This is a genomic window from Halomarina salina (assembly GCF_023074835.1).
Classification (GTDB): Archaea; Halobacteriota; Halobacteria; order Halobacteriales; family Haloarculaceae; genus Halomarina; species Halomarina salina.
On the sequence record NZ_JALLGW010000001.1, the window covers coordinates 1,216,359 to 1,237,910 of the forward strand.

The 21,552-nt window shown below is 66.9% G+C and carries 24 protein-coding genes; 11 read left to right on the top strand and 13 right to left on the bottom strand.

Annotation, left to right across the window (positions count from 1 at the left end):
- The first annotated feature begins 4 nt into the window (after positions 1–4).
- The 3 genes from MX571_RS06220 (at position 5) to MX571_RS06230 (ending at position 2,316) form a co-directional block, all read left to right on the top strand.
- The gene (locus tag MX571_RS06220; protein ID WP_247414722.1) at positions 5–952 is read left to right on the top strand and encodes a cation diffusion facilitator family transporter; all 948 of its coding nucleotides are present in this window, start codon (positions 5–7) and stop codon (positions 950–952) included.
- A gap of 90 nt (positions 953–1,042) precedes the next feature.
- Complete coding sequence (locus MX571_RS06225; protein ID WP_247414723.1) at positions 1,043–1,726, top strand: metal-dependent hydrolase; 684 nt, start codon at positions 1,043–1,045, stop codon at positions 1,724–1,726.
- A gap of 89 nt (positions 1,727–1,815) precedes the next feature.
- Positions 1,816–2,316 (top strand): GNAT family N-acetyltransferase, encoded by a 501-nt coding sequence (locus tag MX571_RS06230; protein WP_247418438.1) that lies wholly within the window; start codon positions 1,816–1,818, stop codon positions 2,314–2,316.
- A gap of 45 nt (positions 2,317–2,361) precedes the next feature.
- Here MX571_RS06230 and MX571_RS06235 read toward each other — a convergent pair whose 3' ends face one another.
- From MX571_RS06235 to MX571_RS06245, 3 genes are all read right to left on the bottom strand, one after another.
- A complete protein-coding gene (locus tag MX571_RS06235; RefSeq protein ID WP_247414724.1) occupies positions 2,362–2,946 on the bottom strand; it encodes a DUF7978 family protein in 585 nt (194 codons plus the stop codon).
- 94 nt (positions 2,947–3,040) lie between these two features.
- The gene (locus tag MX571_RS06240) at positions 3,041–3,670 is read right to left on the bottom strand and encodes a GNAT family N-acetyltransferase (RefSeq protein WP_368408989.1); all 630 of its coding nucleotides are present in this window, start codon (positions 3,668–3,670) and stop codon (positions 3,041–3,043) included.
- Between the two features lie 69 nt (positions 3,671–3,739).
- Positions 3,740–4,195, bottom strand: coding sequence for a pyridoxamine 5'-phosphate oxidase family protein (locus MX571_RS06245; RefSeq protein WP_247414725.1), 456 nt, complete (start codon positions 4,193–4,195; stop codon positions 3,740–3,742).
- A 221-nt stretch (positions 4,196–4,416) separates the two neighbouring features.
- Between MX571_RS06245 and tenA the strand changes: the two genes are divergently transcribed.
- Both tenA and MX571_RS06255 read left to right on the top strand, forming a co-directional pair.
- Complete coding sequence (gene tenA, locus MX571_RS06250; protein ID WP_247414726.1) at positions 4,417–5,100, top strand: thiaminase II; 684 nt, start codon at positions 4,417–4,419, stop codon at positions 5,098–5,100.
- Positions 5,101–5,164: 64 nt separating this feature from the next.
- Entirely contained in the window at positions 5,165–6,658 is a 1,494-nt protein-coding gene (locus MX571_RS06255) for a replication factor C large subunit (protein ID WP_247414727.1), read from the top strand.
- A 39-nt stretch (positions 6,659–6,697) separates the two neighbouring features.
- On the opposite strand, the gene MX571_RS06260 is transcribed toward MX571_RS06255, so the two are convergent.
- Both MX571_RS06260 and MX571_RS06265 read right to left on the bottom strand, forming a co-directional pair.
- Entirely contained in the window at positions 6,698–7,081 is a 384-nt protein-coding gene (locus tag MX571_RS06260; RefSeq protein WP_247414728.1) for a hypothetical protein, read from the bottom strand.
- 60 nt (positions 7,082–7,141) lie between these two features.
- On the bottom strand, positions 7,142–7,702 hold the full coding sequence (locus MX571_RS06265) for a GNAT family N-acetyltransferase (RefSeq protein WP_247414729.1): 561 nt from the start codon (positions 7,700–7,702) through the stop codon (positions 7,142–7,144).
- 100 nt (positions 7,703–7,802) lie between these two features.
- On the opposite strand from MX571_RS06265, the gene MX571_RS06270 reads away from it, so the two are divergent.
- Positions 7,803–8,864, top strand: coding sequence for a zinc-dependent alcohol dehydrogenase family protein (locus MX571_RS06270; protein WP_247414730.1), 1,062 nt, complete (start codon positions 7,803–7,805; stop codon positions 8,862–8,864).
- 33 nt (positions 8,865–8,897) lie between these two features.
- Here MX571_RS06270 and MX571_RS06275 read toward each other — a convergent pair whose 3' ends face one another.
- The 5 genes from MX571_RS06275 to MX571_RS06295 form a co-directional block, all read right to left on the bottom strand.
- Entirely contained in the window at positions 8,898–9,878 is a 981-nt protein-coding gene (locus MX571_RS06275; protein ID WP_247414731.1) for an amino acid ABC transporter permease, read from the bottom strand.
- The gene (locus MX571_RS06280; protein WP_247414732.1) at positions 9,875–10,624 is read right to left on the bottom strand and encodes an amino acid ABC transporter ATP-binding protein; all 750 of its coding nucleotides are present in this window, start codon (positions 10,622–10,624) and stop codon (positions 9,875–9,877) included. Before MX571_RS06280 ends, MX571_RS06275 begins: the two co-directional genes overlap by 4 nt.
- A complete protein-coding gene (locus tag MX571_RS06285) occupies positions 10,621–11,406 on the bottom strand; it encodes an amino acid ABC transporter permease (RefSeq protein ID WP_247414733.1) in 786 nt (261 codons plus the stop codon). Before MX571_RS06285 ends, MX571_RS06280 begins: the two co-directional genes overlap by 4 nt.
- On the bottom strand, positions 11,407–12,315 hold the full coding sequence (locus MX571_RS06290; RefSeq protein ID WP_247414734.1) for a basic amino acid ABC transporter substrate-binding protein: 909 nt from the start codon (positions 12,313–12,315) through the stop codon (positions 11,407–11,409).
- 91 nt (positions 12,316–12,406) lie between these two features.
- Complete coding sequence (locus MX571_RS06295) at positions 12,407–13,234, bottom strand: COX15/CtaA family protein (RefSeq protein WP_247414735.1); 828 nt, start codon at positions 13,232–13,234, stop codon at positions 12,407–12,409.
- A gap of 119 nt (positions 13,235–13,353) precedes the next feature.
- Here MX571_RS06295 and MX571_RS06300 point away from each other — a divergent pair, with 119 nt between their 5' ends.
- A complete protein-coding gene (locus tag MX571_RS06300; protein ID WP_247414736.1) occupies positions 13,354–15,624 on the top strand; it encodes an NADP-dependent malic enzyme in 2,271 nt (756 codons plus the stop codon).
- Positions 15,625–15,703: 79 nt separating this feature from the next.
- Here MX571_RS06300 and MX571_RS06305 read toward each other — a convergent pair whose 3' ends face one another.
- Complete coding sequence (locus MX571_RS06305; protein ID WP_247414737.1) at positions 15,704–16,225, bottom strand: hypothetical protein; 522 nt, start codon at positions 16,223–16,225, stop codon at positions 15,704–15,706.
- 165 nt (positions 16,226–16,390) lie between these two features.
- On the opposite strand from MX571_RS06305, the gene MX571_RS06310 reads away from it, so the two are divergent.
- Together MX571_RS06310 and MX571_RS06315 are read left to right on the top strand one after the other, a co-directional pair.
- Positions 16,391–16,990 (top strand): nitroreductase family protein, encoded by a 600-nt coding sequence (locus tag MX571_RS06310; RefSeq protein WP_247414738.1) that lies wholly within the window; start codon positions 16,391–16,393, stop codon positions 16,988–16,990.
- Positions 16,991–18,141: 1,151 nt separating this feature from the next.
- Positions 18,142–18,804: a helix-turn-helix domain-containing protein gene (locus MX571_RS06315; RefSeq protein WP_247414739.1), complete on the top strand. Its 663-nt coding sequence runs from the start codon at positions 18,142–18,144 to the stop codon at positions 18,802–18,804.
- 33 nt (positions 18,805–18,837) lie between these two features.
- Here MX571_RS06315 and MX571_RS06320 read toward each other — a convergent pair whose 3' ends face one another.
- Both MX571_RS06320 and MX571_RS06325 read right to left on the bottom strand, forming a co-directional pair.
- On the bottom strand, positions 18,838–19,089 hold the full coding sequence (locus tag MX571_RS06320; RefSeq protein WP_247414740.1) for a DUF5789 family protein: 252 nt from the start codon (positions 19,087–19,089) through the stop codon (positions 18,838–18,840).
- Positions 19,090–19,467: 378 nt separating this feature from the next.
- Positions 19,468–20,541, bottom strand: a complete 1,074-nt coding sequence (locus MX571_RS06325; protein ID WP_247414741.1) for a DUF7972 family membrane protein — start codon at positions 20,539–20,541, stop codon at positions 19,468–19,470.
- A 227-nt stretch (positions 20,542–20,768) separates the two neighbouring features.
- On the opposite strand from MX571_RS06325, the gene MX571_RS06330 reads away from it, so the two are divergent.
- Positions 20,769–21,164: a hypothetical protein gene (locus tag MX571_RS06330; RefSeq protein WP_247414742.1), complete on the top strand. Its 396-nt coding sequence runs from the start codon at positions 20,769–20,771 to the stop codon at positions 21,162–21,164.
- A gap of 94 nt (positions 21,165–21,258) precedes the next feature.
- On the top strand, positions 21,259–21,456 hold the full coding sequence (locus tag MX571_RS06335; RefSeq protein WP_247414743.1) for a DUF4177 domain-containing protein: 198 nt from the start codon (positions 21,259–21,261) through the stop codon (positions 21,454–21,456).
- Positions 21,457–21,552: the final 96 nt, after the last annotated feature.

A 21,552-nucleotide genomic window follows, 5' to 3' on the forward strand; every position in this document is an offset into this window, starting at 1 on the left:
GACGATGGCAAGCAGCAAGTCGGTCGTTATCGCCGCCCTCGTCGCCAACGGTGCGATTGCTATCCTGAAGTTCGTCGGCTACCTCCTCACACAGAGTCCGTCGATGCTCTCGGAGACGTACCACTCCATCTCCGACACCGGTAATCAGGTGTTCCTCCTGTTCGGCATCCGGTACAGCGGTCGTGAGGCGGACCAGAGTCACCCCTTCGGGTACGGCAAGGCACAGTTCTTCTACTCCTTCCTCGTCGCGGTCCTCCTGTTCGGTATCGCCGGCTGGGAGTCGCTGAAACACGGGTACCACGCGATTCAGCACCCGGACCCCGTCTCGACCGGTACCACGACGCTCCCGGTCGTCGCCGTCGAGATCCCCGGCGTCTGGGTGAACTACGCCGTCCTCACCGGCGCGGTGGTCTTCGAGAGCTGGGCGCTGTACAAGGCGTACCAGGGGCTCTCGAAGCAGATGACCGAACACGGCTGGGAGACGCTCCGCGAGGCGTTCCGCAAGACCAGCGACGTCACCACCCTCACCGCGTTCACCGAGGACTCCATCGCGCTCGGCGGTGCGGGTATCGCGATGCTCGCCATCTTCCTCTCCCGACAGACGGGCGACCCCATCTACGACGCCGTCGGGTCGGTGCTCATCGGCCTGATGCTGATGGGGTTCGCGCTCGCGCTGGCGTGGGAGAACAAGCGCCTGCTCATCGGCGAGTCCATCCCGAGAGACGAGGAGGCGAAACTGCGCAGCATCGTACGCGAGTGGCAGGGCGTCGAGCACATCGACGAGTTCCGGACGGTCTACTTCGGTCCGGAGCGACTCATCGTCACGGCCGACGTGAGCTTCGACGGCACCCTCGACGTCGAGGACATCGACGACGCCATCACGGGCATCGAGGACGCCATCATCGACTACGAACCGCAGGTCCGGAAGGTGTACATCGAACCCGAGGTGTAGCCGCGCGTTCGGTCGCTCGTCTCTCCACCCGCTCTCGCCGCCCCCTCTTCGACCCGCAACACCCATTATCACCTGCCCAGAGGCTGTGGTATGCCATCGCTCGTCGTCCACGTGGCGCTCGCGGGCCTCGTCGGGGCGGCGCTGCTGGGCCGGGAGTTCGACCGCCGTTCCATCCTGCTGATACTCCTCGTTCCGGTGATTCCGGACCTCGACGCCTTCGCGGGGTTCGTCGTCCCCGGAGGCCACCGGGCGCTGTTGCACACGCTGTTCGTCCCGCTCGGCGCGGCGCTGGTGCTCTACTACGACACTCGGAGACGGGAGTCGTCGTGGCTCCGGGGGCGCTACGGGTCGCGCGGCGTCCACGTCGCGTGGGTCGCCGTCGTCGTCTACGCGTTCGCGGGCACCGGCCTCGACATGTTCACCGGCGGCGGGGCGAACCCGTTCTACCCGCTCCACGACCAGTTCTACGCCATCTCGGGAAGGCTCCAGTACTCCTCGACGGAGGGGTGGGAGCAGACGTTCGTCGAACTGCATCTCGACCCCGCACCCGCCGACGGGTCCTCCGGGGGCCGGGTCGTCGAGGCCGGACAGCGCGGGTCGACGAAGGACGTCCACATCAACACCGGTATCGACCCGACCCGCGGGAGAGAACCCGAGAACGTCGAGCGAATCTTCCCCGTCGCGCAGTCGGGGTGGCAGCTCCTGCTGGAACTCACCGCGACGGTCGTCCTCCTCGGGAAGTTCGCCGAGCGGCGACTCACGGGCGAGCGGTGACGCTGGTCCCGGGAACGACCCGCGACCGGACGCCACCGACCGCACCGGGCGACCGGACCGACTTTGCACTCTCCATCGGTACCCCGGCCATGACCGACGCGACGTGCCGGACGTACGACCACGACGCCGACTGGCCGGGGCTGTGGGAGCTGAAGGCAGCTTTCGAGCGGGAACTCGGGAGTGCGAACGAATCGAAGGCCGAGGCGTACGACGAGAAACTCACCGACGACTACCGGGCGGGCTACCGGGGCTGGGTCGGCGACTGCGTCTCGCGGGACCCCGACTGCATCACCGTCGTCGAGGACGGTGACGGCCTCGTCGGCTACGTGTTCGTCCTCCCGGCGGACTTCGCGTACGTCTGGGATGCGGCCGTGCTCAACGAACTGTTCCTCGCGCCCGCTCACCGCGGGAGCGGGCTGGCCGACGACCTGCTGGACCGGGCGGTCGCCCACGCTCGCGGCCAGCGCCTCCCGCTGGACCGACTGGTGCTGGACGTCGACCCGGAGAACGAACGCGCGGCGCGGGTGTACGACCGCTACGGCTTCGAGTCGTGGGGCGAGATGGTCGCGTACGACCTCGACGCGGCGTGAGTCGGGAGCGAGTCCGGAACGGTCGACCCCGACGCCGCGTGCGAGCTACGACCGGACGAGGCCGACGAGTGCCCCGGCGACCGACCCGCAGACCACCGGGTAGACGACGCCCGCGAGGACGACGGCGTTGGGGAGCGGCGAGAACGCTTCGATACCCGCGCCCAGCGCGTGGCGAGATACGATGGCGACGGCCGCGGTGACGACGCCGTAGCCGACGACGGCGCTGGCACCGCCGATAGCGCCCGACACGAGGTCGCGGACGCCAACGAGCCACATCGCGGCGGCCGTCACGAGCAGGATGGCCAGCGGCGGGACGAGGTAGAGCAGCGCCGCGTTGCCGCTCTCGCTCTCCGCGAGGAGGTCGTACGTCCGGGGGCCGCCGGGCGCGCCGAGGACCCGGACCGAGACCATGTGGGCGTTGAGGTAGAGCCAGCCGACGGCCTTCCAGGTCGGGACCTCGTTGCCGCCGACCAGGCCGACGAACGCGTTGAGGTCCGTGAGCGCGTCCTGGACCCGTTCGCTCGCGGCGAGGTACGTCACGGCGTAGCCGAGCACCCACGCCACGGCACCGGCGACGGCACCGCTCACCGCCGCGGGACCCAATCGGGAGTTCGACGTCGCGTTCGACATACCCCACGCGAGGCAATCCCGCCGTATCAACGTGGTGGCTCCGTGGCCGGGTGTACGAAGTCGAGCGGTGGGCGGCCACTCCCGGGCGGTGGGCTTACTGCTCGTCGACGAACCGGACGTCGCGGTCCTCACCGACTGCCTCGCGCCACTCCTCGCTGGCGATGGAGTACCGGACCGAATCCCGGACGCTCCCGTCGGCGAACTGGAGGTCGTTGCGGAGGTGGCCCTCCTTCCGGCCGCCGAAGCGGTCGACGTACTTCTCGATGGCCCGGCGCGAGGCGTCGTTCTCCGGGTCGTGGGAGACGGCGACGACGTCGAGGTCCAGGCGCTCGAACGCCAGCGCGAGGAGCGCGCCGGCGCGTTCACCCGAGTAGCCCCGACCCCACAGCGGTTTCCGGAGCCACAGCCCGAGCGTCCCGAGTCGGCGGTTCCACTCCATCCCGAGTCCGGTCGTGCCGCCGAACTCGCCAGCGAGGGGTTCGCCATCGCGGGGGCGGACGGCGTAGGTCGCACCGTCCCCGTCGGCCCACTGCGACTCGACCGTCGCGAGGAAGTCGCGGGTCTCCTTCGGCGTCTCGTGTGGGTTCCAGTTGATGTACTCCGTCACTTCGTCGATGTCCGGCGCGTCGGTGCTGGCGTACTCGTACAGGTCCCACAGGTCGCCGGCGGTGAGGCGTTCGAGGCGGAGGCGCTCGGTCTCGACGGTCTCGGGGAACAGCGACATGGCTCGACCGACGGACGACGGGTGAAAAAGCGTTCGCTGACGGTGGGAACGAGTGGCACGACGAGGTGGTCAGTCGTCGCTCTGCGCCTCGGTCCGGCCCGTCAGCGTCTCGGGGTCGAGTCTGAAGAACTCGAACGAGAGCGTCCGCGGTTCGGATTCGAAGGCGTCGACCATCGGGATGTCGACGCGGCGCAGCGATTCGAGGACGCCATCGGCCACGTCGACGTCCTCGACCGATTCGAGGCGACCGGTCGCGACGACGCTGTACCACTGCCCGCCCTCGTTGCCGTACGTGACGAACGAGACGGGTGCTCCGGCGGCGACGACACCGCGTTTCTCGCTGTCGGGTCCGAACGCCAACCGGAAGAACAGGTGGCCCGTCTCGGCGTCGAAGCCGTAGGAGACGGGAATCGAGTGCGGTGGGTCGCCGTCGCCCCGAGCGAACGACGCGACGCCCGTACCGCCCGCCCCGAGGAAGTCGACGACCGCCTCCTCGCCCATCTCGACCGCGCGGTTGTGCTCCATACGAGACGGTAGCACGCCACAGCGCAAAAGCGGTGCGCCCGCCGACACCAGTCGCGCGATTGCGGGTGACCGGTTCGCTCCGGACGTACCACGTCGGCCGGAGATAGCGTTCCTGCTGGGAGACGTGTCGGTTCGGTCTGGCTGCGGCTACAACTCGACGAGTGCTACAACCGGGTGGTATTCACTAGATATATCTCGCCGGGCGTCCGTACGACGAGTCGATGGCATTCAGCGACCACCTGCTCGACGTCGGGGCGGAGCTCTGGGGGGCACAGAAACGCCACCCGTTCGTGACGGAACTGGCCGACGGGACGCTCGACGAGGCGGCGTTCCGGACCTGGCTCGAACAGGACTACCGGTACCTGCTCGACTACGCGCGGACGTTCGCGCTGCTCGGGACGAAGGCCCGCGACGAGACGACGATGGCGCACTGCTTCGGGGTGGCCACGGCCGTCGTCTCCGACGAGATGGACCTCCACCGCTCGTTCGCGGCCGACTACGGTCTGACAGGCGAGGACCTCGCGGGGGTCCGGAAGACGCCGACCTGCGAGGCGTACACGAACTACCTCCTGCGGACGGCGTACGAACGACCGCTCGCGGTCGGCGTCGCGGCGGTCTACCCGTGCGGACAGGGCTACCTCGACGTGGCCGAGCGGATGGCCGAACTGGCCGACGGAACGCACCGGTACACGCCGTTCGTCGAGAAGTACACGAGCGACCCGTTCCGGGAGTCCGTCGCGACGATGCGGGACATGGTGGACCGGCTCGCTGCGGAGTACCCGTCGCTCCACGACGAGATGGAGGCCGCGTTCTACCGCTGTGCCGAACTGGAACACGCGTTCTGGGAGATGGCCTACACCGAGGAGTCGTGGCCACACGAGGGAGCACGCTGGCCGGACGCCTGACTGCGGTCGGCAGGATGCGACGCGCTCCGGAACCACTAAACTCGGTGCGAGCCGAGAACTGGTAATGGCTGACTGGACGGAGACGTACCGCCCGACGACGCTGGCGGAGGTCCGGGGGAACGACAAGGCCCGCGACGCGCTCCACCAGTGGGCGAAGTCGTGGGACGACCACCGGCAGGCGGTCATCCTCCACGGGTCGCCGGGCGTCGGCAAGACGAGTGCGGCCCACGCGCTGGCCAACGACATGGGCTGGCCGACCATCGAGTTGAACGCCAGCGACCAGCGAACGAAGGACGACATCGAGAAGTACGCGGGCGGCGCGGCGATGAACCAGTCGCTGTCGGGGAGCGGTCGCCAACTCATCATCCTCGACGAGGCGGACAACATCCACGGCAACGCCGACCGGGGCGGGTCGGGGGCCATCACGCGCCTCGTCAAGGAGGCCGAACAGCCGATGGTGCTCATCGCCAACGAGTTCTACGACATGTCCAACGGCCTCCGGAACGCCTGCGAGGACATCGAGTTCCGGGACGTGTCGGCGCGTTCCATCGTGCCCGTGTTGCGGGACATCTGCCGGAAGCAGGACGTGAAGTACGAAACCGACGCGCTGGAGGCCATCGCCGAGGCGAACTCGGGGGACCTGCGCGGTGCGGTCAAGGACCTGCAGGCGACCGCCGAGGGCTGCGACCAGATCAAGAAAGAGGACGTGACGGCGGGCGGCCGCGACAAGACGGAGGGCATCTTCCAGTTGCTCGACGCGGTGCTCAAGGAGCAGGACGCCGAGGGGGCACTGAAGTTCTCCTACGACGTCGACGAGACGCCCGACGACATGATAAACTGGATCGAGGACAACCTCCCGAAGGACTACCACGGCGCGGAACTCGCCGACGCCTACGGGAACCTCGCCAACGCCGACCGCTGGCTCGGGCGGGTCCGCGCGACGCAGAACTACTCGTTCTGGCGCTACGCCAGCGACGCCATGACCGCGGGCGTCGCCGCTTCACGCTCCGGGTCGAAGGGCGGGTGGACGCGCTACGGCCCGCCGAGCTACTGGTCGAAACTCGGGCGCTCGCGCGCGGCCCGCGACAAGCGCGACTACGTCGCCCGCCACATCGCGGAGACGGGCGGGATGTCGATGGCCACCGCCCGGAAGCAGGTGCTCCCGTACCTCTCGACGATGACCCACCACTGCAAGAACCGCGAACTGACGGTGCTGATGGCCGCCACCTACGAACTGGAGGCCAAGCACGTCGCGTTCGTCACGGGCAGCGGCGAGGACACGAACAAGGTCCAGTCCATCGTCGAGGACGCCGAGCGACTGCGGGAGGAGGCGGCCGTCGAACACTCCGGCGGCGCGTTCGCGGGCGGCGAGTTCGACGGCGACGAGGCGGCCGACGAGGCCCCAGACGGTGCGGTGGCCGATGCGGCCGACGGTTCGTCGGGGACTGCGGCCGATGCGGCCGACGACACCGATGCGGCCGAGACGGACGAGTCGGACGCCGAAGCGGAGACGACCGAGGAGAGCGACCAGCAGTCCGGTCTCACCGACTTCTACTGACTGCTCGGTCGCGCTCGACTCTGCGAGACGGCTCGCCGGTCAGAGGCCCGGCGGGACACCGATGGCCCCGAAGGAACTGTACCCCAGCGAGGCCGCCGCGTAGAGGATGACGAACGTGACGACCCACGTCCCCACCGAGATAGCGGCGGCCCGCACGATGGTCCCCTCGTGGAGCAGGTCGACGACGACGAAGTACGCAATCACCGCCAGCAGCGGTCCGAGGGCGACGTAGAAGCCCGAGAGGCCGACGATTCCCGAGACGAGGTAGGTGACGCCGAACCAGACGAGCGAGGTGAGGGCGGCCGTCACCACCGATAGCCCGAGGCTGGTGTTCTCGGTGAAGATACCGGTACTGACGTACGTCGCGACGGTCACGACGACGAAGCTCAACACCGCGCCGAGGACGCTCGCTGAGAACTCCATGGACATCGTGTCGAGCGAGAGTCAGTTCTGTCCGGCGCCTGCTGTGGCCGGCCGGTCCGCTCAGTCGCCGTTGGCGCGTCGCTCGCGCCACTCGTGGGCCAACAGGCCGAACCGGACCTCGTCCTGATACTCGCCGAACCGGAAGACGTGTTCGCGGAACAGTCCCTCGCGGGCGAACCCGAGCGAGTCGAGGAGTGCCTGCGAGGCGTCGTTGTAGCCGAACACCTTCGCGACGACACGGTGGAGGGCGAGCGTGTCGAACGCGTGGTCGAGGACGAGCGAGGCGACGCGCGTGCCGTAGCCCTCGCCGTGGTGGTCGGGGACGAGCCAGTAGCCGAGTTCGCCGCGGTCGTACGCCACGTCGAACAGTGCGACGTGGCCGATACGTTCGGGGCCCTCGTCGTCCCCGTCGAGGCAGACGAGGAGGCTCAGACCCTTGTCCATCTCGACGGTCCACTCCTCGTACTGCTGTTCCATCTCGTCGGTCGTCGTCGGGACGGTGTACCCGAGCGAATCGCGGAGTTCGGGGGCGTTCTGCCAGCGCTGGAGGAAGTCGAGGTCGTCGCGTTCGACCGTCCGCAGCGTCACCTCGTCGTCGCGGAGGAAAACGGGACCGGGCATGGAACGTGCGATGGACCAGTCCCCCGTATCTGTTCCGACTGGCGTCGCCGACGCCTGCCTCCGCGCCCACAGTTAACCGCTCGCCACCCGATGGCGATGTATGCGCGCCGCCGTCGTCCGCGAGTACGGAGAGCCACTGGTCATCGAGGAACGCGACCGCCCGACGCCGACCCCCGATGGTGTCGTCGTCGAGGTGGCCGCCTGCGGCATCTGTCGCTCCGACTGGCACGCCTGGCAGGGCCACGGCGACTGGGTGGACGACCGGGTCCCGCGCGGACAGGTGCTCGGTCACGAACCGGCCGGCACCGTCGTCGAGGTGGGCGACGACGTGGCCACCGTGGCGGTGGGCGACCGGGTCGCCGTCCCGTTCTGTCTCGGCGACGGCACCTGCTCGTACTGTCTCTCGGGGCGGGGCAACGTCTGCCCGAACGGCGTCGGCCTCGGCTTCGACTCCGACGCCCCCGGCGCGTTCGCCGAGTACGTCGCCGTCCCCGCCGCCGACTACAACCTCGTCTCCCTCCCGCCGGACGTCTCCGCGACGGCGATGGCCGCGCTCGGCTGCCGGTACGTCACTGCCTACCACGCGCTCGAACACCGGGCCAGGCTCGGTGCGGGGGAGTGGGTGGCCGTCCACGGCTGTGGCGGCGTCGGTCTCTCCGCGGTGCAGGTCGGGCGGGCGCTCGGTGCCCGCGTCGTCGCCGTCGACGTGCGCGAGGCACCGCTGTCGAGAGCGGCGGAACTGGGCGCGGACGCCACCGTCGACGCGAGCAGCGAGGGCGACACTGCCGACGCGGTCCGGGCGGCGACCGACGGCGGCGCACACGTCGCGATGGACGCGCTCGGGAGCGTGCCGACCGCGAGGGACGCGCTCGACGGCCTCCGCCGCGCCGGGCGGTACCTGCAGGTCGGTCTCACCGGCGGCGAGGAACGCGGGGAGATGCCCCTGCCGACCGACGCTATCGCGGGACGAGAGCTATCTGTGCTCGGGGTGCGGGGGATGCCGCCGACGCGGTACGACGAGGTGCTGTCGCTGGTCGCGGGCGGGCGACTCGACCCCGGTGCGTTGGTCTCTCGCGAGGTGTCGCTCGGCGAGGTGCCCGAGCGACTCGCGGCGATGACCGACTTCGAGACGGTCGGCGTCGAGGTCGTGACGGAGTTCTGAGTCAGCGAAAGCGAAGCGAACGCCCCGACGGTCTCAGCGCCCCTCGCGGACGCCGAGACCGGGGATGGCGACGCGGTCCTCGACCCAGCCCATGAACAGCGTCGCCGAGAGGACGAGCGCGAGGTAGAACAGCGCGAGCAGCGCGTAGATGTTCAGGTACTGGAACGTGTCGCTGGCGATGTTGCGGCCCGACTCGAACAGTTCGACGACGGTGATGAACGCCGCCAGCGAGGAGTACTTGATGAGGTAGACGAGTTCGTTCGTCCAGCCCGGAATCGCGTAGCGCAACCCCTGCGGGAGGACGACGTACCGGATGCCGTCGACGCGCGAGAGGCCGATGGAGCGAGCGGCGGTGAGCTGTCCCGACTCGACCGATTCGAGCGCCGACCGGATGTACTCCGCCTGGTACGCAGCGCTGTTAATGGTGAACCCGACGATGGCGACCCAGACGGCCGCCCCGGGGAGGAGGCCGTCGTCGACGGCGCGGAAGTACCGCGAGAGGTTCAGCCCGTAGTAGACGACGAACAGCTGGGCGAGCAGCGGCGTCCCGCGGATGAGTTCGATGTAGCCCAGCGAGAGCCAGCGCGTGACGGGACCGCCGTAGACGCGGGCGACGCTCAGCGGGACGGCGATGACGAGTCCCAGCAGGATGCCAACGACGGTGAGGATGACCGTGAGCCACGCGCCCCGCGCGAGTATCGGCAGGTACTCGACGGCGAAGGCGGCGAAGTTCGCCACGTCGGCGAAGAGGAACCAGAACCCGGCGACGAAGTCGAGAATCGGCCCGCCGCTCTGCTGCATGACGAGGGCGTCGTTCCGGAAGCCCGTGGCGAGCCCCTCGACGAAGCTCGCCGGGAGGAACGGCTCGCTGTTGCCCGTCCAGATGGCGACCCAGCGGACGACGAGCCACGCCCAGAACAGCGCGCCGACGGCCAGGCCGACCGACCGACTCGACGGGAAGCGGCTCCCCGCACGGGCGAGCGTTCGCCGGGCCGTCGAACGCTCCCCGCTCATGTCTCCTCGGCGATGCTGGTCAGCCGGTCGAGGAACTCCTTCGTCCGGTCGCGCTGCGGGTTCTCGAACAGCTGTTCGGGCGGGCCGCGCTCGACGATGCGCCCCTCGTCGAGGAACATCAGCGACGAGGCGGCGCGGCGGGCGAACCCCATCTCGTGGGTGACGACGAGCATCGTCATCCCGCCCTCCGCGAGGTCACGCATCACCTCCAGCACTTCCCCGACCAGTTCCGGGTCGAGCGCGCTCGTCGGCTCGTCGAACAGGAGCAGTTCGGGGTCCATCGCCAGCGCGCGGGCGATGCCGACGCGCTGTTTCTGCCCGCCGGAGAGTTCGGCGGGGTAGGAGTCCGCCTGCGCCTTCAGCCCGACGCGTTCGAGCTGGTTCATCGCCTTCGACTCGGCCTCGCTATCGCCCATCCCGCGGACCTTGCGGAGGCCGAGCGTGACGTTCCCGAGCGCCGTGAGGTGCGAGAACAGGTTGATGTCCTGGAACACCATTCCGACGCGTTTCCGGAGGGTGTTCTCGTCCATCTCCATCACCGACTCGCCGTCGAGGGAGATGGTCCCGCCCTGGAACTCGGTGAGGCGGTTGACACAGCGGAGCATCGTCGACTTCCCGGACCCGGACGGCCCGATGACGACCTCCACGTCCCGTTTGTCGAGGTCGAAGCTCACGCCGCGTAGCACGGTCTCGTCGCCGTAGGACTTCTGCAGGTCCTCGACGCGCAGGAGCGGTTCGGAACTCATCGGTCACCCCCCGGAATCGCGTAGTAGTCGCCGAGGAAGTCGAGCGTGCGGTTGGTGGCGAATGTCATGACGAAGTAGACGAGGCTGATTGCGAGGAACAGTTCGAGCGTCGCGGTCGTCTGCTGGACGAACAGGTCGTCGGCCCGTTTGAACAGTTCGGTGAGGCCGATGGCGATGGCGATGCTCGTGTCCTTGAGGACGATGGTGAACTCGTTCTGGAAGCCGGGAATCGACCGCCGGAGCGCCTGCGGCAGGACGACGTGGCGGATGCCCTGGAGCTTGCTCATCCCGACGGAGCGGGCGGCCTCCATCTGGCCGCCGCTGACGCTCTGGAGCGCCCCCCGGAAGATCTGTGCCTGGTAGGCCGCCGACCGCAGGCCGAGGCCGACGGTGGCGGCGAGGAACGCGCTCGTCCCGAACGAGAAGCTCCCGATGCCGGGGAGCCACGCCGAGAACTGCCCGCTCGGGAACGGGATGGGCGCGACGAAGAACATGAACACGAGGATGACGACGATGGGGATCGCCCGCAGGACGACGCCCGCGCCGTACACCACCGAGCGGAGCGGCCCGCGGCCGTACACCTCGATGGCACCCATCGGGAACCCGGCGAGGAAGCCGAGGACGATGCTCGTCACGGTGAGCAGGATGGTCACGCCGAGTCCCTCGGCGAGGTAGTCCGCGTTGTCGATGACGAACTGCCAGTCGTCGGACTCGAACTGCGCGACGACGCCCCAGTCGAGGGTATCGGGGGCGAGCGGGAACGCCAGCGAGAGCGGTTCCATCTACGACTCGCTGAACCACTCGTTCCGCAGTTCCTCGTAGGTGCCGTCGTCCTGCACCGTCGCCAGCCCCTCGTTGAGCGCGCTCTGGAGCTCGCTCGCGTTCTGCTGGATGCCGAAGCCGTACTCCTCGCCCGTCTCGTAGGTGAACGCCACCTCGACGTCGCGCTGCTGGGCGAACGTCTGGGCGACGGGCTTGTCGAGGACGACGGCGTCGATGTTGCCGTTCTCCAGGTCGGTGACGGCGAGGACGTAGCTGCCGTAGCCGTTGTAGTCCACGTCGCTCAGTTCGTTCTCGATGACCCCTTCGCCGGTGGTGCCGTTCTGCGCGCCGACGGGGTGGCCCTCCAGGTCGCTGAGCTGCGAGGGCTGGAAGTCGCTGCCCGCCGCCACGAGGATGGACTGGTCGGCCTCGTAGTACGGGTCGGTGAACGCGATGGTCTGCTTGCGCTCCTCGGTGATGGTCATCGCCGCGGCGATGACGTCGATGTTCCCGCCCGAGAGCGCGGGGATGAGCGAGTCGAACTCGAACTCCTGCCAGCCGTCGAGGGTGTATCCCGGGGCCGCGCTGACGACGGCTTCGAGCAGTTCGACGTCGAACCCGGTCAGTTCGCCTCCTTCCTTCACCTCGAACGGCGGGAAGCCGGGCGCGGTCCCGGCGGTGATGGCCTGCTCCTCGCCGGACTGGGTGGTCCCGGAGTCGGTCCCCTCCTCGGTGCCGGTCCCGTTGCCCATCGAGTCCGTCCCTTCGGTCGTCTCGCCGTCGGTCGTGTTACCGCCACCGTCGCCACCGCCACCGTCTGTCGTCCCCTCGCCCGACGGTTCGCCGAGGCAGCCAGCGAGCGCCGCGACGGCACCGGAGCCGACAGCAGTGAGGTACGCACGACGGTCTATAGAGCGTTCTGACGTCATACCCTCTCATGCGTCTGAACTCCCTTTCAAGCTTGCGGCGTAGACGGCTTCCGTTCGGTGGTTTCTGCCGCTAACGAAGGTGCGGAACCGGTCAGTCGTCGGACGGGACGCCCCGGCCGCGACTCCCGTCTCGCCCATCCTGGCGGAGGAGCCACCAGCCGACCACCGAGAGCGCCAGCGCGACGCCGGTCGTCGCGAGCGAGAGGTAGATACCCGTCGTCCCGTACACCTGCCGCCCGACGGCGAGCAGGCCGAACAGGAGCGCCGAGCAGGCGAGCGCCGGGAGCCGGGCGCGTGGGTCCGTCCCCCGGCGGCCAGCCCACACCACTGTCCCCAGCGCACCGCCGAAGGCGAACAGGCCGACCGCGTAGTACGCCACCTGTACCGCCGGGCGGTAGTCGACGAACGCGCGCGGGTTGAGCACGACCATCGCGGCGATGGCGACGGGGACGGCGAGCGCCACCAGTCGGACGAGCCGTGCCGTCACGCGGTCGTCGTGTGCCCACAGCGCCGCGAGGACGACGCCGGCGAAGATGGTCGCCGCCGTCACGAAGTGGAGGGTGAGGACGAGCCACTCGTACTGCGTCACGGTGAGCGCACCCAGGATGATCTGTGCCGGGAGGAACAGCGTGGCGATAGCCAGCGCCGCCTGCGTCCGGCGGCCGGCGGCCCCGCGGAACGCCTCGACGGTCGTCCCGAGGATGACGAAGCCGGTCACCATCGCGACGAGTCGGTGGAACCACTCGATGAAACTCGCCCAGTCGGCGGGGAACAGGCCGAACACCGCGCCGTCACAGAGCGGCCAGCGCTGGCCGCAGGTCAGCCCCGCGCCCGCCGCCGCCGTGTAGACGCCGAGGAGGACGAGGACGAACGTCAGCGCGGCGGAGAGGGCGGTGAGTCGTCGGAACCGTGACTCCATACGCGAACTGCGGCCCGGACGCACTTACCCCCACCGTTCGCTTCCTGTCGGAACGGAACACCATCATGGCCGGGCCCTCCCTCGGATAGCTTTTTGCTCCCGCCTGACACGGGTGGAACATGGGCATCGACGAGGACTCTCTGGAGTACCACCGGGAGGAGCCGCCGGGGAAGCTGGAGATAAACACGACGAAGCCGACCAACACCCAGCGAGACCTGTCGCTGGCGTACTCACCGGGGGTCGCCGCCCCGTGTCTCGAAATCGCCGACGACGCGGACAAGGCGTACACCTACACCGCGAAGGGGAACCTCGTGGGCGTGGTGTCGAACGGGAGCGCCGTGCTGGGTCTGGGCGACATCGGCGCGCAGGCGTCGAAACCCGTCATGGAGGGGAAGGGCGTGCTGTTCAAGCGCTTCGCCGACATCGACGTGTTCGACATCGAACTCGACCAGCAGGACCCGGGCGACATCGTCCGGTCGGTGAAGGCGATGGAACCGACGTTCGGCGGGGTGAACCTGGAGGACATCAAGGCCCCCGAGTGCTTCGAGATAGAGGAGCGCCTCCGCGAGGAGATGTCGATTCCGGTGTTCCACGACGACCAGCACGGCACCGCCATCATCTCCGGGGCCGCGCTGCTCAACGCCGCCGACATCGTCGGGAAGGACATCTCCGACCTCGACATCGTCTTCTCGGGTGCGGGCGCATCCGCAATCGCCAGCGCCCGGTTCTACGTCTCGCTCGGCGCACGCACGGAGAACATCACGATGTGCGACTCGACGGGCATCATCACCCAGGAACGCGCCGACGCGGGTGACGTCAACGAGTTCAAACAGGAGTTCGCCCGCGACGTCCAGGATGGGACGCTGTCGGACGCGCTCGCCGACGCCGACGTCTTCGTCGGCCTGTCGGTGGGCGGCATCGTCTCCCAGGAGATGGTCCAGTCGATGGCAGAGGACCCCATCATCTTCGCGATGGCGAACCCGGACCCCGAGATCACCTACGGGGACGCGAAGGACGCGCGCGACGACACGGTCATCATGGCCACCGGTCGGTCGGACTACCCGAACCAGGTCAACAACGTCCTCGGGTTCCCGTTCATCTTCCGGGGCGCACTCGACGTGCGTGCGACCGAGATCAACGAGGCGATGAAGGTCGCGGCCGCCGAGGCGCTCGCGGACCTCGCCCGTCAGGACGTCCCCGACGCCGTCGTGAAGGCGTACGGCGACGACCCGCTCCAGTTCGGGCCGGAGTACATCATCCCGAAACCGCTCGACCCGCGCGTGCTGTTCGAGGTCGCACCCGCCGTCGCGCGCGCCGCCGAGGAGTCCGGGGCGGCCCGGAAGGAACTCGACACGGACCAGTACGTCGAGCGACTCGAAGCGCGTCTCGGGAAGTCCCGCGAGATGATGCGCGTCGTCCTCAACAAGGCGAAGTCCGACCCCAAGCGCGTCGTCCTCGCGGAGGGGGAAGACGAGAAGATGATTCGCGCCGCCGCGCAGGTCATCGAGCAGGGCATCGCCCACCCCATCCTCATCGGCGACCGCGAGGTCATCGAGGCGACGGCCGACGACCTCGGTCTGGAGTTCGACAGCGCCATCGAGATCGTCGACCCCGAGGAGACCGACCTCGAACCGTACGCCGACCGCCTGCACGAACTCCGCAAGCGGAAGGGCGTCACGCGCCGCGAGGCGTCCGAACTCATCGAGGACGGCAACTACCTCGCGAGCGTGATGGTGGCGGCGGGCGACGCCGACGCGATGCTGACGGGGTTGATGCACCACTACCCGTCTGCCCTGCGCCCGCCGTTGCAGGTCGTCGGCACCGCGCCGGACGCCGACTACGCAGCGGGCGTCTACCTGCTGACGTTCAAGAACAGGATCGTGTTCTGTGCGGACGCGACGGTCAATCAGGACCCCGACGAGGACGTGCTCGCGGAGGTGACGAAACAGACCGCGAAGCTCGCCCGGCGGTTCAACGTCGAACCGCGGGCCGCCCTGCTGTCGTACTCCGACTTCGGGTCGGTCGACAACGAGGGAACCCGCAAACCACGCAACGCGGCACGGGCACTCCGTTCGGACCCGAACGTCGACTTCCCGGTCGACGGTGAGATGCAGGCCGACACGGCCGTCGTCGAGGAGATGCTGAACGGGACGTACTCCTTCTCGGACCTGGACGAACCGGCGAACGTGCTGGTGTTCCCGAACCTCGAAGCCGGGAACATCGGCTACAAACTCCTCCAGCGCCTCGGTGGCGCGGACGCAATCGGGCCGATGCTCGTCGGGATGGACAAGCCCGTCCACGTCCTCCAGCGCGGTGACGAGGTGAAGGACATCGTCAACCTCGCCGGTGTGGCGGTCGTCGACGCGCAGGAACGCGAGAACGACGCCTGAGCGGCCACGGAGGCGCTCGGGGGATAGCCGGGGCACGCTGGGTAACCCCTGGAACTGCCGGCTCCGAAACGAGTGGTCCTCAGAGGTCGGCGAACGTCGGTACGGCGACCGCTTCGAGGAGCGCCGACTCGCCGGCGTCGGTCGACAGTTCGACGAACACGTTGTTCTCGTACGCGACGAGCATGGCTCCCTCACTCGTGAAGAGACTGGCGTCGTCTCCGTACCCGATGGTCGCCGTATCGGCGTCGTCGACCTGCGCGCGGTGCTGGTCGAGTCGTACCGGGGGGTACTCCTCGTTGTCGTAGACGGCCGCCCACATGAACACGCTCGATGCACCCTGTAGGTCGCCGTCCGGTGGTGCGAACGTCCGCTCGGCGGTGTTCCCCATCGATCCCACCTCGGAGGCCTGCCAGTCGGTGGCTATCTGCTGGGGCGTGGGTATCACGCCCGTCGCTTCGAGTTCGATAAGCGTGCCGTCGGAGCGCACGTTCGTGTAGTCGTCCGCGTCGTCGGCGGACGACGTACAACCAGCGAGCGCTGCTGCCGACGCGGCACCTGCTAGGAGCAGGTGACGGCGGGAGACGGCGTTTCGGCGGCTCATACGACTGCCGTTGTTCATGTTATATTTAATGTTTCGAAAAGTTGCACGTCGTCGGTCCAGCCGAGAACCGGTTCCGAGAGGGATCGGTGTCTCGGTCGCGGGCCGACCAAACCGCCCGTTCGACGCAGACAAGGACTATAGCGGACAGCGTCGAACCGGTGCGGTATGGACTACTACGAGACCATCCGCCGCCGTCGGATGGTGCGGAGCTTCCGCGACGATCCCCTCGACGAGGCGGTAGTCGAACGCATCACGACCGCCGGACTGCAGGGACCGTCGGCCGGGTTCAGTCAGGGGTTCTCGTTCCTCGTGCTGGAGTCGGCCGCGGACCGCGAGCGGTTCTGGGCGACCAACGAACACAACGCGCAACCGGAGCGCGTCCGCCGGGGACCGCTCGTGGTGGTCCCGTTCGCCTGCAAGGACGTCTACCTCGACCGGTACGCCGAACCGGACAAGGGGCAGACCGACCGCGACGAGTCGTTCTGGCCGGTTCCGTACTGGTACATCGACACCGGGATGGCCGCCCTGAACGTCCTCCACGCCGCCGTCGTCGAGGGCCTCGGTGCGCTGTTCTTCGGCCTCCCGACCGAGGACTGGCCGGCGCTCCGGGACGCCTTCGACGTGCCCGACGCGTACGACCCCATCGGGGCCATCGTCGTCGGCCACCCAACCGACGAGCGCGTCGAGAGCTCCGCCGACACCCGCCGACGGAAGGACGTCGACGCACTCGTCCACGGCGGGACCTGGGGGGCGCCGTTCCGCTGAGGCCCGGTACTGGGTTCCAACGAGCGCCTCGCCGTGACTCGCGGAAGCCGTCCCCACTGGTCGAGGGAGGCTCGTGGTACAGTCACGCACTGTCGCTCACTCGCCCGGTCGGTAGACAGCGGGCGTGAGTGTACCGCGAGCGCTCTGCGCGACCGTCACACAGCGTCGCCTCGGTTATTCAGTGGGTGTCTACGGCCGCCATCGCTGGAAACGATACAACTAACCGACCGCTTACTGACGGTTGGTATCGTTTGACAGACGAGGTCCGACGATGAGTGTCCTCAGACAGGTGACGCAGGCCATCGGGATGGGTCGTGAGACCGAGCACACGTACAGTCGTCGGGGCTGCCAACGAACGTTCGAATCCACCGAGACCGATATGGCGAACGTCGCCTGTCCGGTGCGTGGGGCACGACGTTCTACAGATAGTCTGAGGGCCCGACGTGTTGAACCAGCCTGAATCGACACGCTGCGTCGATCGCCGGGTTTGATAGACTCTGACCGTGGGTGTATCAGCAGATACGCGCTTCGACCGATGCTTCAGATATAAACCAGTCACCCATGTACCCGTTTCAATCAACAGGTGTCGCTGAGATGAACTACTCGCTGGTGGGGACCCCCTTCCCCCGCTGAGGGGGCGGAAGAGCGTCTCACAGCGAGTCTATCATGACCAAGAGAATCATCGTCAAATGCGAAGCATGTGGGAGCATCTATACGGCACGGAAAAAGGAGAACCGATACATCCTTCCGGCGAGCGATAACCAGTGTCCCTGCGGGAGCACGTCGTTCCTCGAATATCCCCGTAAAAGCCACCCACCGGACGCGTCACCACAATCGACCAACTGAGACCGAAGTCCCTACGCTACGAGGACTACGGGTCTCGTCGGTTCCGGACCCTCCACAGTCGCCGGGTCCACAACTATAACCGTCCTCCGACCGAACACAGAATACGCGCTCCGTATCCGCGGAGCAATACACACTCTCGACTGACGCCGATGGGCTGCTACCGTGTTGCCGACAGTCCGGCATGGGGGGTCACTTGCTTTTCGTCATACGGCGGTCACCACTGACGGCGGTGAGCGTTGTCCGTCACTCCCTATGTACGCGAACCAGAGCGGCCATCAGTCACGACAGCACGAGGCCACCGACTAATGACCGTCATTGCAGGGGTCGTCGTCGATGCCGAGGACTTCGCCATCGGGGACGTTCTCTCTCCAACGACGACTCGCATCGATCTGACACAGTTCGTCCCCATCGACGGCCAGTTGGCCCCGTACTTCTGGAAAGAACACGGTGGGGAAAAAGCGGAGTTCGAACGACGCGTGAGGGCTGACGACCGCGTGAGGTCGCTGACGTACCTCGATGGGCGGGTCGATGCCCACCTGTACCACGTCGAGTGGGCCGACGACATCAACGGGTTTCTCTCCGCGCTTCGGGACAACGACGTGCTGGTCGAACGGGGTCGAACGACGAACGGCGGTTCGCAATGGCAGTTCACACTCCGCGCGTTCTCACAACGGGATTTGTCGGCGTTTCAGTCTGCCTGCCACGAGAGCGACGTCCAGCTCGATATCCGGCGCGTCCACCACAATCCCGACTCGTCGTCCGACGGGGAAAGGCGGATGTCCGGAAAGCAACGCGAGGCGGTCGTGACGGCGCTCAAGGGTGGGTACTTCAACGTTCCACGAGGGAAGTCACAGACGGAACTCGCCGAGGAAGTCGGTATCTCTCGACAGGCGTTCGCCCGGCGGCTCAAACGCGCCGAACGGACCGTCTTCGAGAGCATGTTCTGGGACGAACTCGAAGCGCCCTGACGCACCGAATAGGTCAGGCTTGGAACAGGTCGTTCACCGGCGGTTCAGTTGGTCGAGTATCCGGTCACGGGCTTCCTCGGAGGACTCGTACGTCTCGTTCTCGACCGGTTCGAGGAGCTCTTCGACGGTCGTCCAGCCGTCTGTGGACTCGACTTCGTGGTCACCGTAGGCGTCGACGAGGTCGTCCGTGGTCGCTGGGTACTCGTGAACGTCGAGCGCGCTGTCGAAGTCACCGAGTTCACCGCCCTGTACGCGGTCGTCGTCGAGTGAGCGGTCCTCATCCATGGCTCATCCTCCGAGCGGGAGACGTAATAGCCCGTTGGCTGCCGACCGCCCTCGGACGTTGGTGCGGGTCGAACTCCCGCCCGGTCGTACTGGGTCATCGGTGCCGCCGGGGTAGAACACACTGCAAGGCACAGGTGGACGCACATACGGTCCGCTCATCGCCCCTACTCATCGATACCCTCGCGGCACGCGTCGCTCACTCGACCCATTCGATACACGCAGAGCGTGAGTGTATCAGTACAACTCTGAAACTCACGATGAACTCCTCCTCATGTCCATCTACTTCCCGACTCGGCACTGACGGCGAAGCCTTTCAACTCAGTCTTCAACCAGTGAGTAGCAATGAACCGCGTATCCTACCGACTGAGGACGGCTTTTTCACCGTTGAGAGTCGCGGAGAATAAACGGTCCCATGGCGAGCGTTCGCTTCGCGATAGTCGCCACTCGCGCGATGTACGAGATAAGCAACAGGAAAGGAAGCGTTGTGATTGCGAACGCTGCAGAGGTCACCCAGATGAGGTTCGATACCCCGAGGGTCCCTCCAGCCAGTGCCGTCCCGCCAATGTACGTCGTCATGAACCCGGCGGTGATGAGCGCCGGGACCGACAGGTAGAGGATGTTCTGTGAGAGGCTGATGAGTTCCCACTCGAAGTACAGCGTCTTCATGTGCTCGCGAGCGGGACCGAACATCGACAACACCGTCTTCAGGTCGTCGAGAATCGCCCGCGTCTCCTTGGTGAGGGCGTCGCTGTGGTCGTCGGCAATACGCTCTATCTGGAAGATTTTCCAGCCGTAGTTGTAGTCGAGCGCCGCCGACACGACTGTATAGGACCCGAACTTCCGCCCTTCGAGTTTATCCGCCGCAGCCTCGGCGTTGCCAACGAGACTGTTCGTGAACTCGTCGACTTCCCCCCGGAGGTCCTCGCTATCGTTGTTCTGGACCGACTCGCGCAGGTCCTCTGCGTAGTCTTTGCTCTCCAGAACGAGTGCCCTGAGAAACGCCGACGGGTCGGCCGGTGTCGGCGTCCCGGTGAGTTCCTTCGTGTACTCGCGGAAGTCCATCGTGTTGCTCATGCGCTCGCGCTGCTCGCCAAGGGGACCGTTCTCCTGTGAGATGACGATTTGTGTGATGGTCAACACGAGGGTGACGCCGGTGATAATGGCGCTAATCATCGTCGAGAACACCGTCTCGACGGTGTCGGCGGTCTGAGCGTCCGTGAGGTAGTACTGGTAGAAGAACGTCCCGCCGAAGACGAACACACCGAAGATGAGCATCGCCAACAGTCCTGCGACGAGAAGACGGTGCCCGTCGAGGGTCAGCCAGACTTTGAACCTCGTCTCGCCACTTCGCTCCCGCATCGTGTTCGCCGTCCCGATGTCGTCGACACTGGATGCATCGAGATTCGGGTCCTCCTCGCGGGTATCGATAGTCTCCGAGGAATCGTCGCTCATCGGTGCGAACCCTTCAGTTGGTGCATATTGTCCAGCGGGATGCCCCTCACGAGAGACACTGTCCGCTCACGAGCAGCGCGTTTCATGTAGCGACTCTGCCGACTCGCGGTATACACTTGAGGTCTCTGTTCCCCCTCTATACCGCCGCATTGTGGGTGTTTCGCTGCTGAATCCAAGTTCGAAGTCAGCCGTGGAGTAATAAGGGTCGCTTGCGGACGAGAGAGTACATGGACACGACCCGGAGAGGTGCAGTCGCCGTACTCGCTCTCGTCGCTCTGACACTCACTGGCGGCTGTCTCACCGTCTATCCGTCTGTCACCGTAGAATCCACCGACTCGGAGGTGTTTCGAAGCGTCGAGACAGGTAGCGAATGGGGGACCTCGTCGGTACAAGCGACTATCACGTTCGATTCGTCGGCGACGACGACTGACGGCGTGAGTAAGGTGAACGTCATCACGCAGAACGGTGGTTCGTTCTACACGACGACAGTCGATACCGGTCAGACCAGCGTCTCACTGCCGCTCCCGACTGGAACGCCAGCAACGCTCTACGCGGTCAACGCCGTTAACGGGAGCGTCGTTGCCACCCAGAACGTGACCGTCAGTGGGGACACCTACCCGTGATGATGACGTCGTTCGTGGACGACCACCGGGAGTCCTCGGGAACCAGTCGCAATCGGGAGTGGGATCATCGCCGCCGGAGCACCTCTCGTTCCACGTGACCCACCAAACCGACAACCACTGGGAGTACGAAACCCTACGAGTCCCTCGTGGCGAGACGCAAAAGGAGTCCGCGGACCCCAAAACCGAACTCAACGAACTGGCCGCCGAGGGCTGGCGACTGGTCGAGACGGTCGATTACACCGGCGGCGGAACGAAGTTTCTCATCTTCGAGCGGTCGACTGAGCCACAGTAACTGTCTGACCGGGTACTGCATGGCCCGCCCGAATCGATGCCAGCGATACACACGCGGGCCGCGCCGCTCGCTCGGTCCGTTCGATATACCCAGAGC

What these genes read in the sequence shown, in the direction of transcription:
- MX571_RS06300 (WP_247414736.1), top strand. Translation starts at nt 13,354, where the DNA reads ATGGGCATCGACGAGGACTCTCTGGAGTACCACCGGGAGGAGCCGCCG.
- MX571_RS06220 (WP_247414722.1), top strand. Translation starts at nt 5, where the DNA reads ATGGCAAGCAGCAAGTCGGTCGTTATCGCCGCCCTCGTCGCCAACGGT.
- MX571_RS06305 (WP_247414737.1), bottom strand. Translation starts at nt 16,225, where the DNA reads ATGAGCCGCCGAAACGCCGTCTCCCGCCGTCACCTGCTCCTAGCAGGT.
- MX571_RS06230 (WP_247418438.1), top strand. Translation starts at nt 1,816, where the DNA reads ATGACCGACGCGACGTGCCGGACGTACGACCACGACGCCGACTGGCCG.
- tenA (WP_247414726.1), top strand. Translation starts at nt 4,417, where the DNA reads ATGGCATTCAGCGACCACCTGCTCGACGTCGGGGCGGAGCTCTGGGGG.
- MX571_RS06235 (WP_247414724.1), bottom strand. Translation starts at nt 2,946, where the DNA reads ATGTCGAACGCGACGTCGAACTCCCGATTGGGTCCCGCGGCGGTGAGC.
- MX571_RS06270 (WP_247414730.1), top strand. Translation starts at nt 7,803, where the DNA reads ATGCGCGCCGCCGTCGTCCGCGAGTACGGAGAGCCACTGGTCATCGAG.
- MX571_RS06325 (WP_247414741.1), bottom strand. Translation starts at nt 20,541, where the DNA reads ATGAGCGACGATTCCTCGGAGACTATCGATACCCGCGAGGAGGACCCG.
- MX571_RS06275 (WP_247414731.1), bottom strand. Translation starts at nt 9,878, where the DNA reads ATGAGCGGGGAGCGTTCGACGGCCCGGCGAACGCTCGCCCGTGCGGGG.
- MX571_RS06315 (WP_247414739.1), top strand. Translation starts at nt 18,142, where the DNA reads ATGACCGTCATTGCAGGGGTCGTCGTCGATGCCGAGGACTTCGCCATC.
- MX571_RS06290 (WP_247414734.1), bottom strand. Translation starts at nt 12,315, where the DNA reads ATGACGTCAGAACGCTCTATAGACCGTCGTGCGTACCTCACTGCTGTC.
- MX571_RS06280 (WP_247414732.1), bottom strand. Translation starts at nt 10,624, where the DNA reads ATGAGTTCCGAACCGCTCCTGCGCGTCGAGGACCTGCAGAAGTCCTAC.
- MX571_RS06285 (WP_247414733.1), bottom strand. Translation starts at nt 11,406, where the DNA reads ATGGAACCGCTCTCGCTGGCGTTCCCGCTCGCCCCCGATACCCTCGAC.
- MX571_RS06225 (WP_247414723.1), top strand. Translation starts at nt 1,043, where the DNA reads ATGCCATCGCTCGTCGTCCACGTGGCGCTCGCGGGCCTCGTCGGGGCG.
- MX571_RS06320 (WP_247414740.1), bottom strand. Translation starts at nt 19,089, where the DNA reads ATGGATGAGGACCGCTCACTCGACGACGACCGCGTACAGGGCGGTGAA.
- MX571_RS06295 (WP_247414735.1), bottom strand. Translation starts at nt 13,234, where the DNA reads ATGGAGTCACGGTTCCGACGACTCACCGCCCTCTCCGCCGCGCTGACG.
- MX571_RS06265 (WP_247414729.1), bottom strand. Translation starts at nt 7,702, where the DNA reads ATGCCCGGTCCCGTTTTCCTCCGCGACGACGAGGTGACGCTGCGGACG.
- MX571_RS06255 (WP_247414727.1), top strand. Translation starts at nt 5,165, where the DNA reads ATGGCTGACTGGACGGAGACGTACCGCCCGACGACGCTGGCGGAGGTC.
- MX571_RS06260 (WP_247414728.1), bottom strand. Translation starts at nt 7,081, where the DNA reads ATGGAGTTCTCAGCGAGCGTCCTCGGCGCGGTGTTGAGCTTCGTCGTC.
- MX571_RS06330 (WP_247414742.1), top strand. Translation starts at nt 20,769, where the DNA reads ATGGACACGACCCGGAGAGGTGCAGTCGCCGTACTCGCTCTCGTCGCT.
- MX571_RS06240 (WP_368408989.1), bottom strand. Translation starts at nt 3,670, where the DNA reads ATGTCGCTGTTCCCCGAGACCGTCGAGACCGAGCGCCTCCGCCTCGAA.
- MX571_RS06245 (WP_247414725.1), bottom strand. Translation starts at nt 4,195, where the DNA reads ATGGAGCACAACCGCGCGGTCGAGATGGGCGAGGAGGCGGTCGTCGAC.
- MX571_RS06310 (WP_247414738.1), top strand. Translation starts at nt 16,391, where the DNA reads ATGGACTACTACGAGACCATCCGCCGCCGTCGGATGGTGCGGAGCTTC.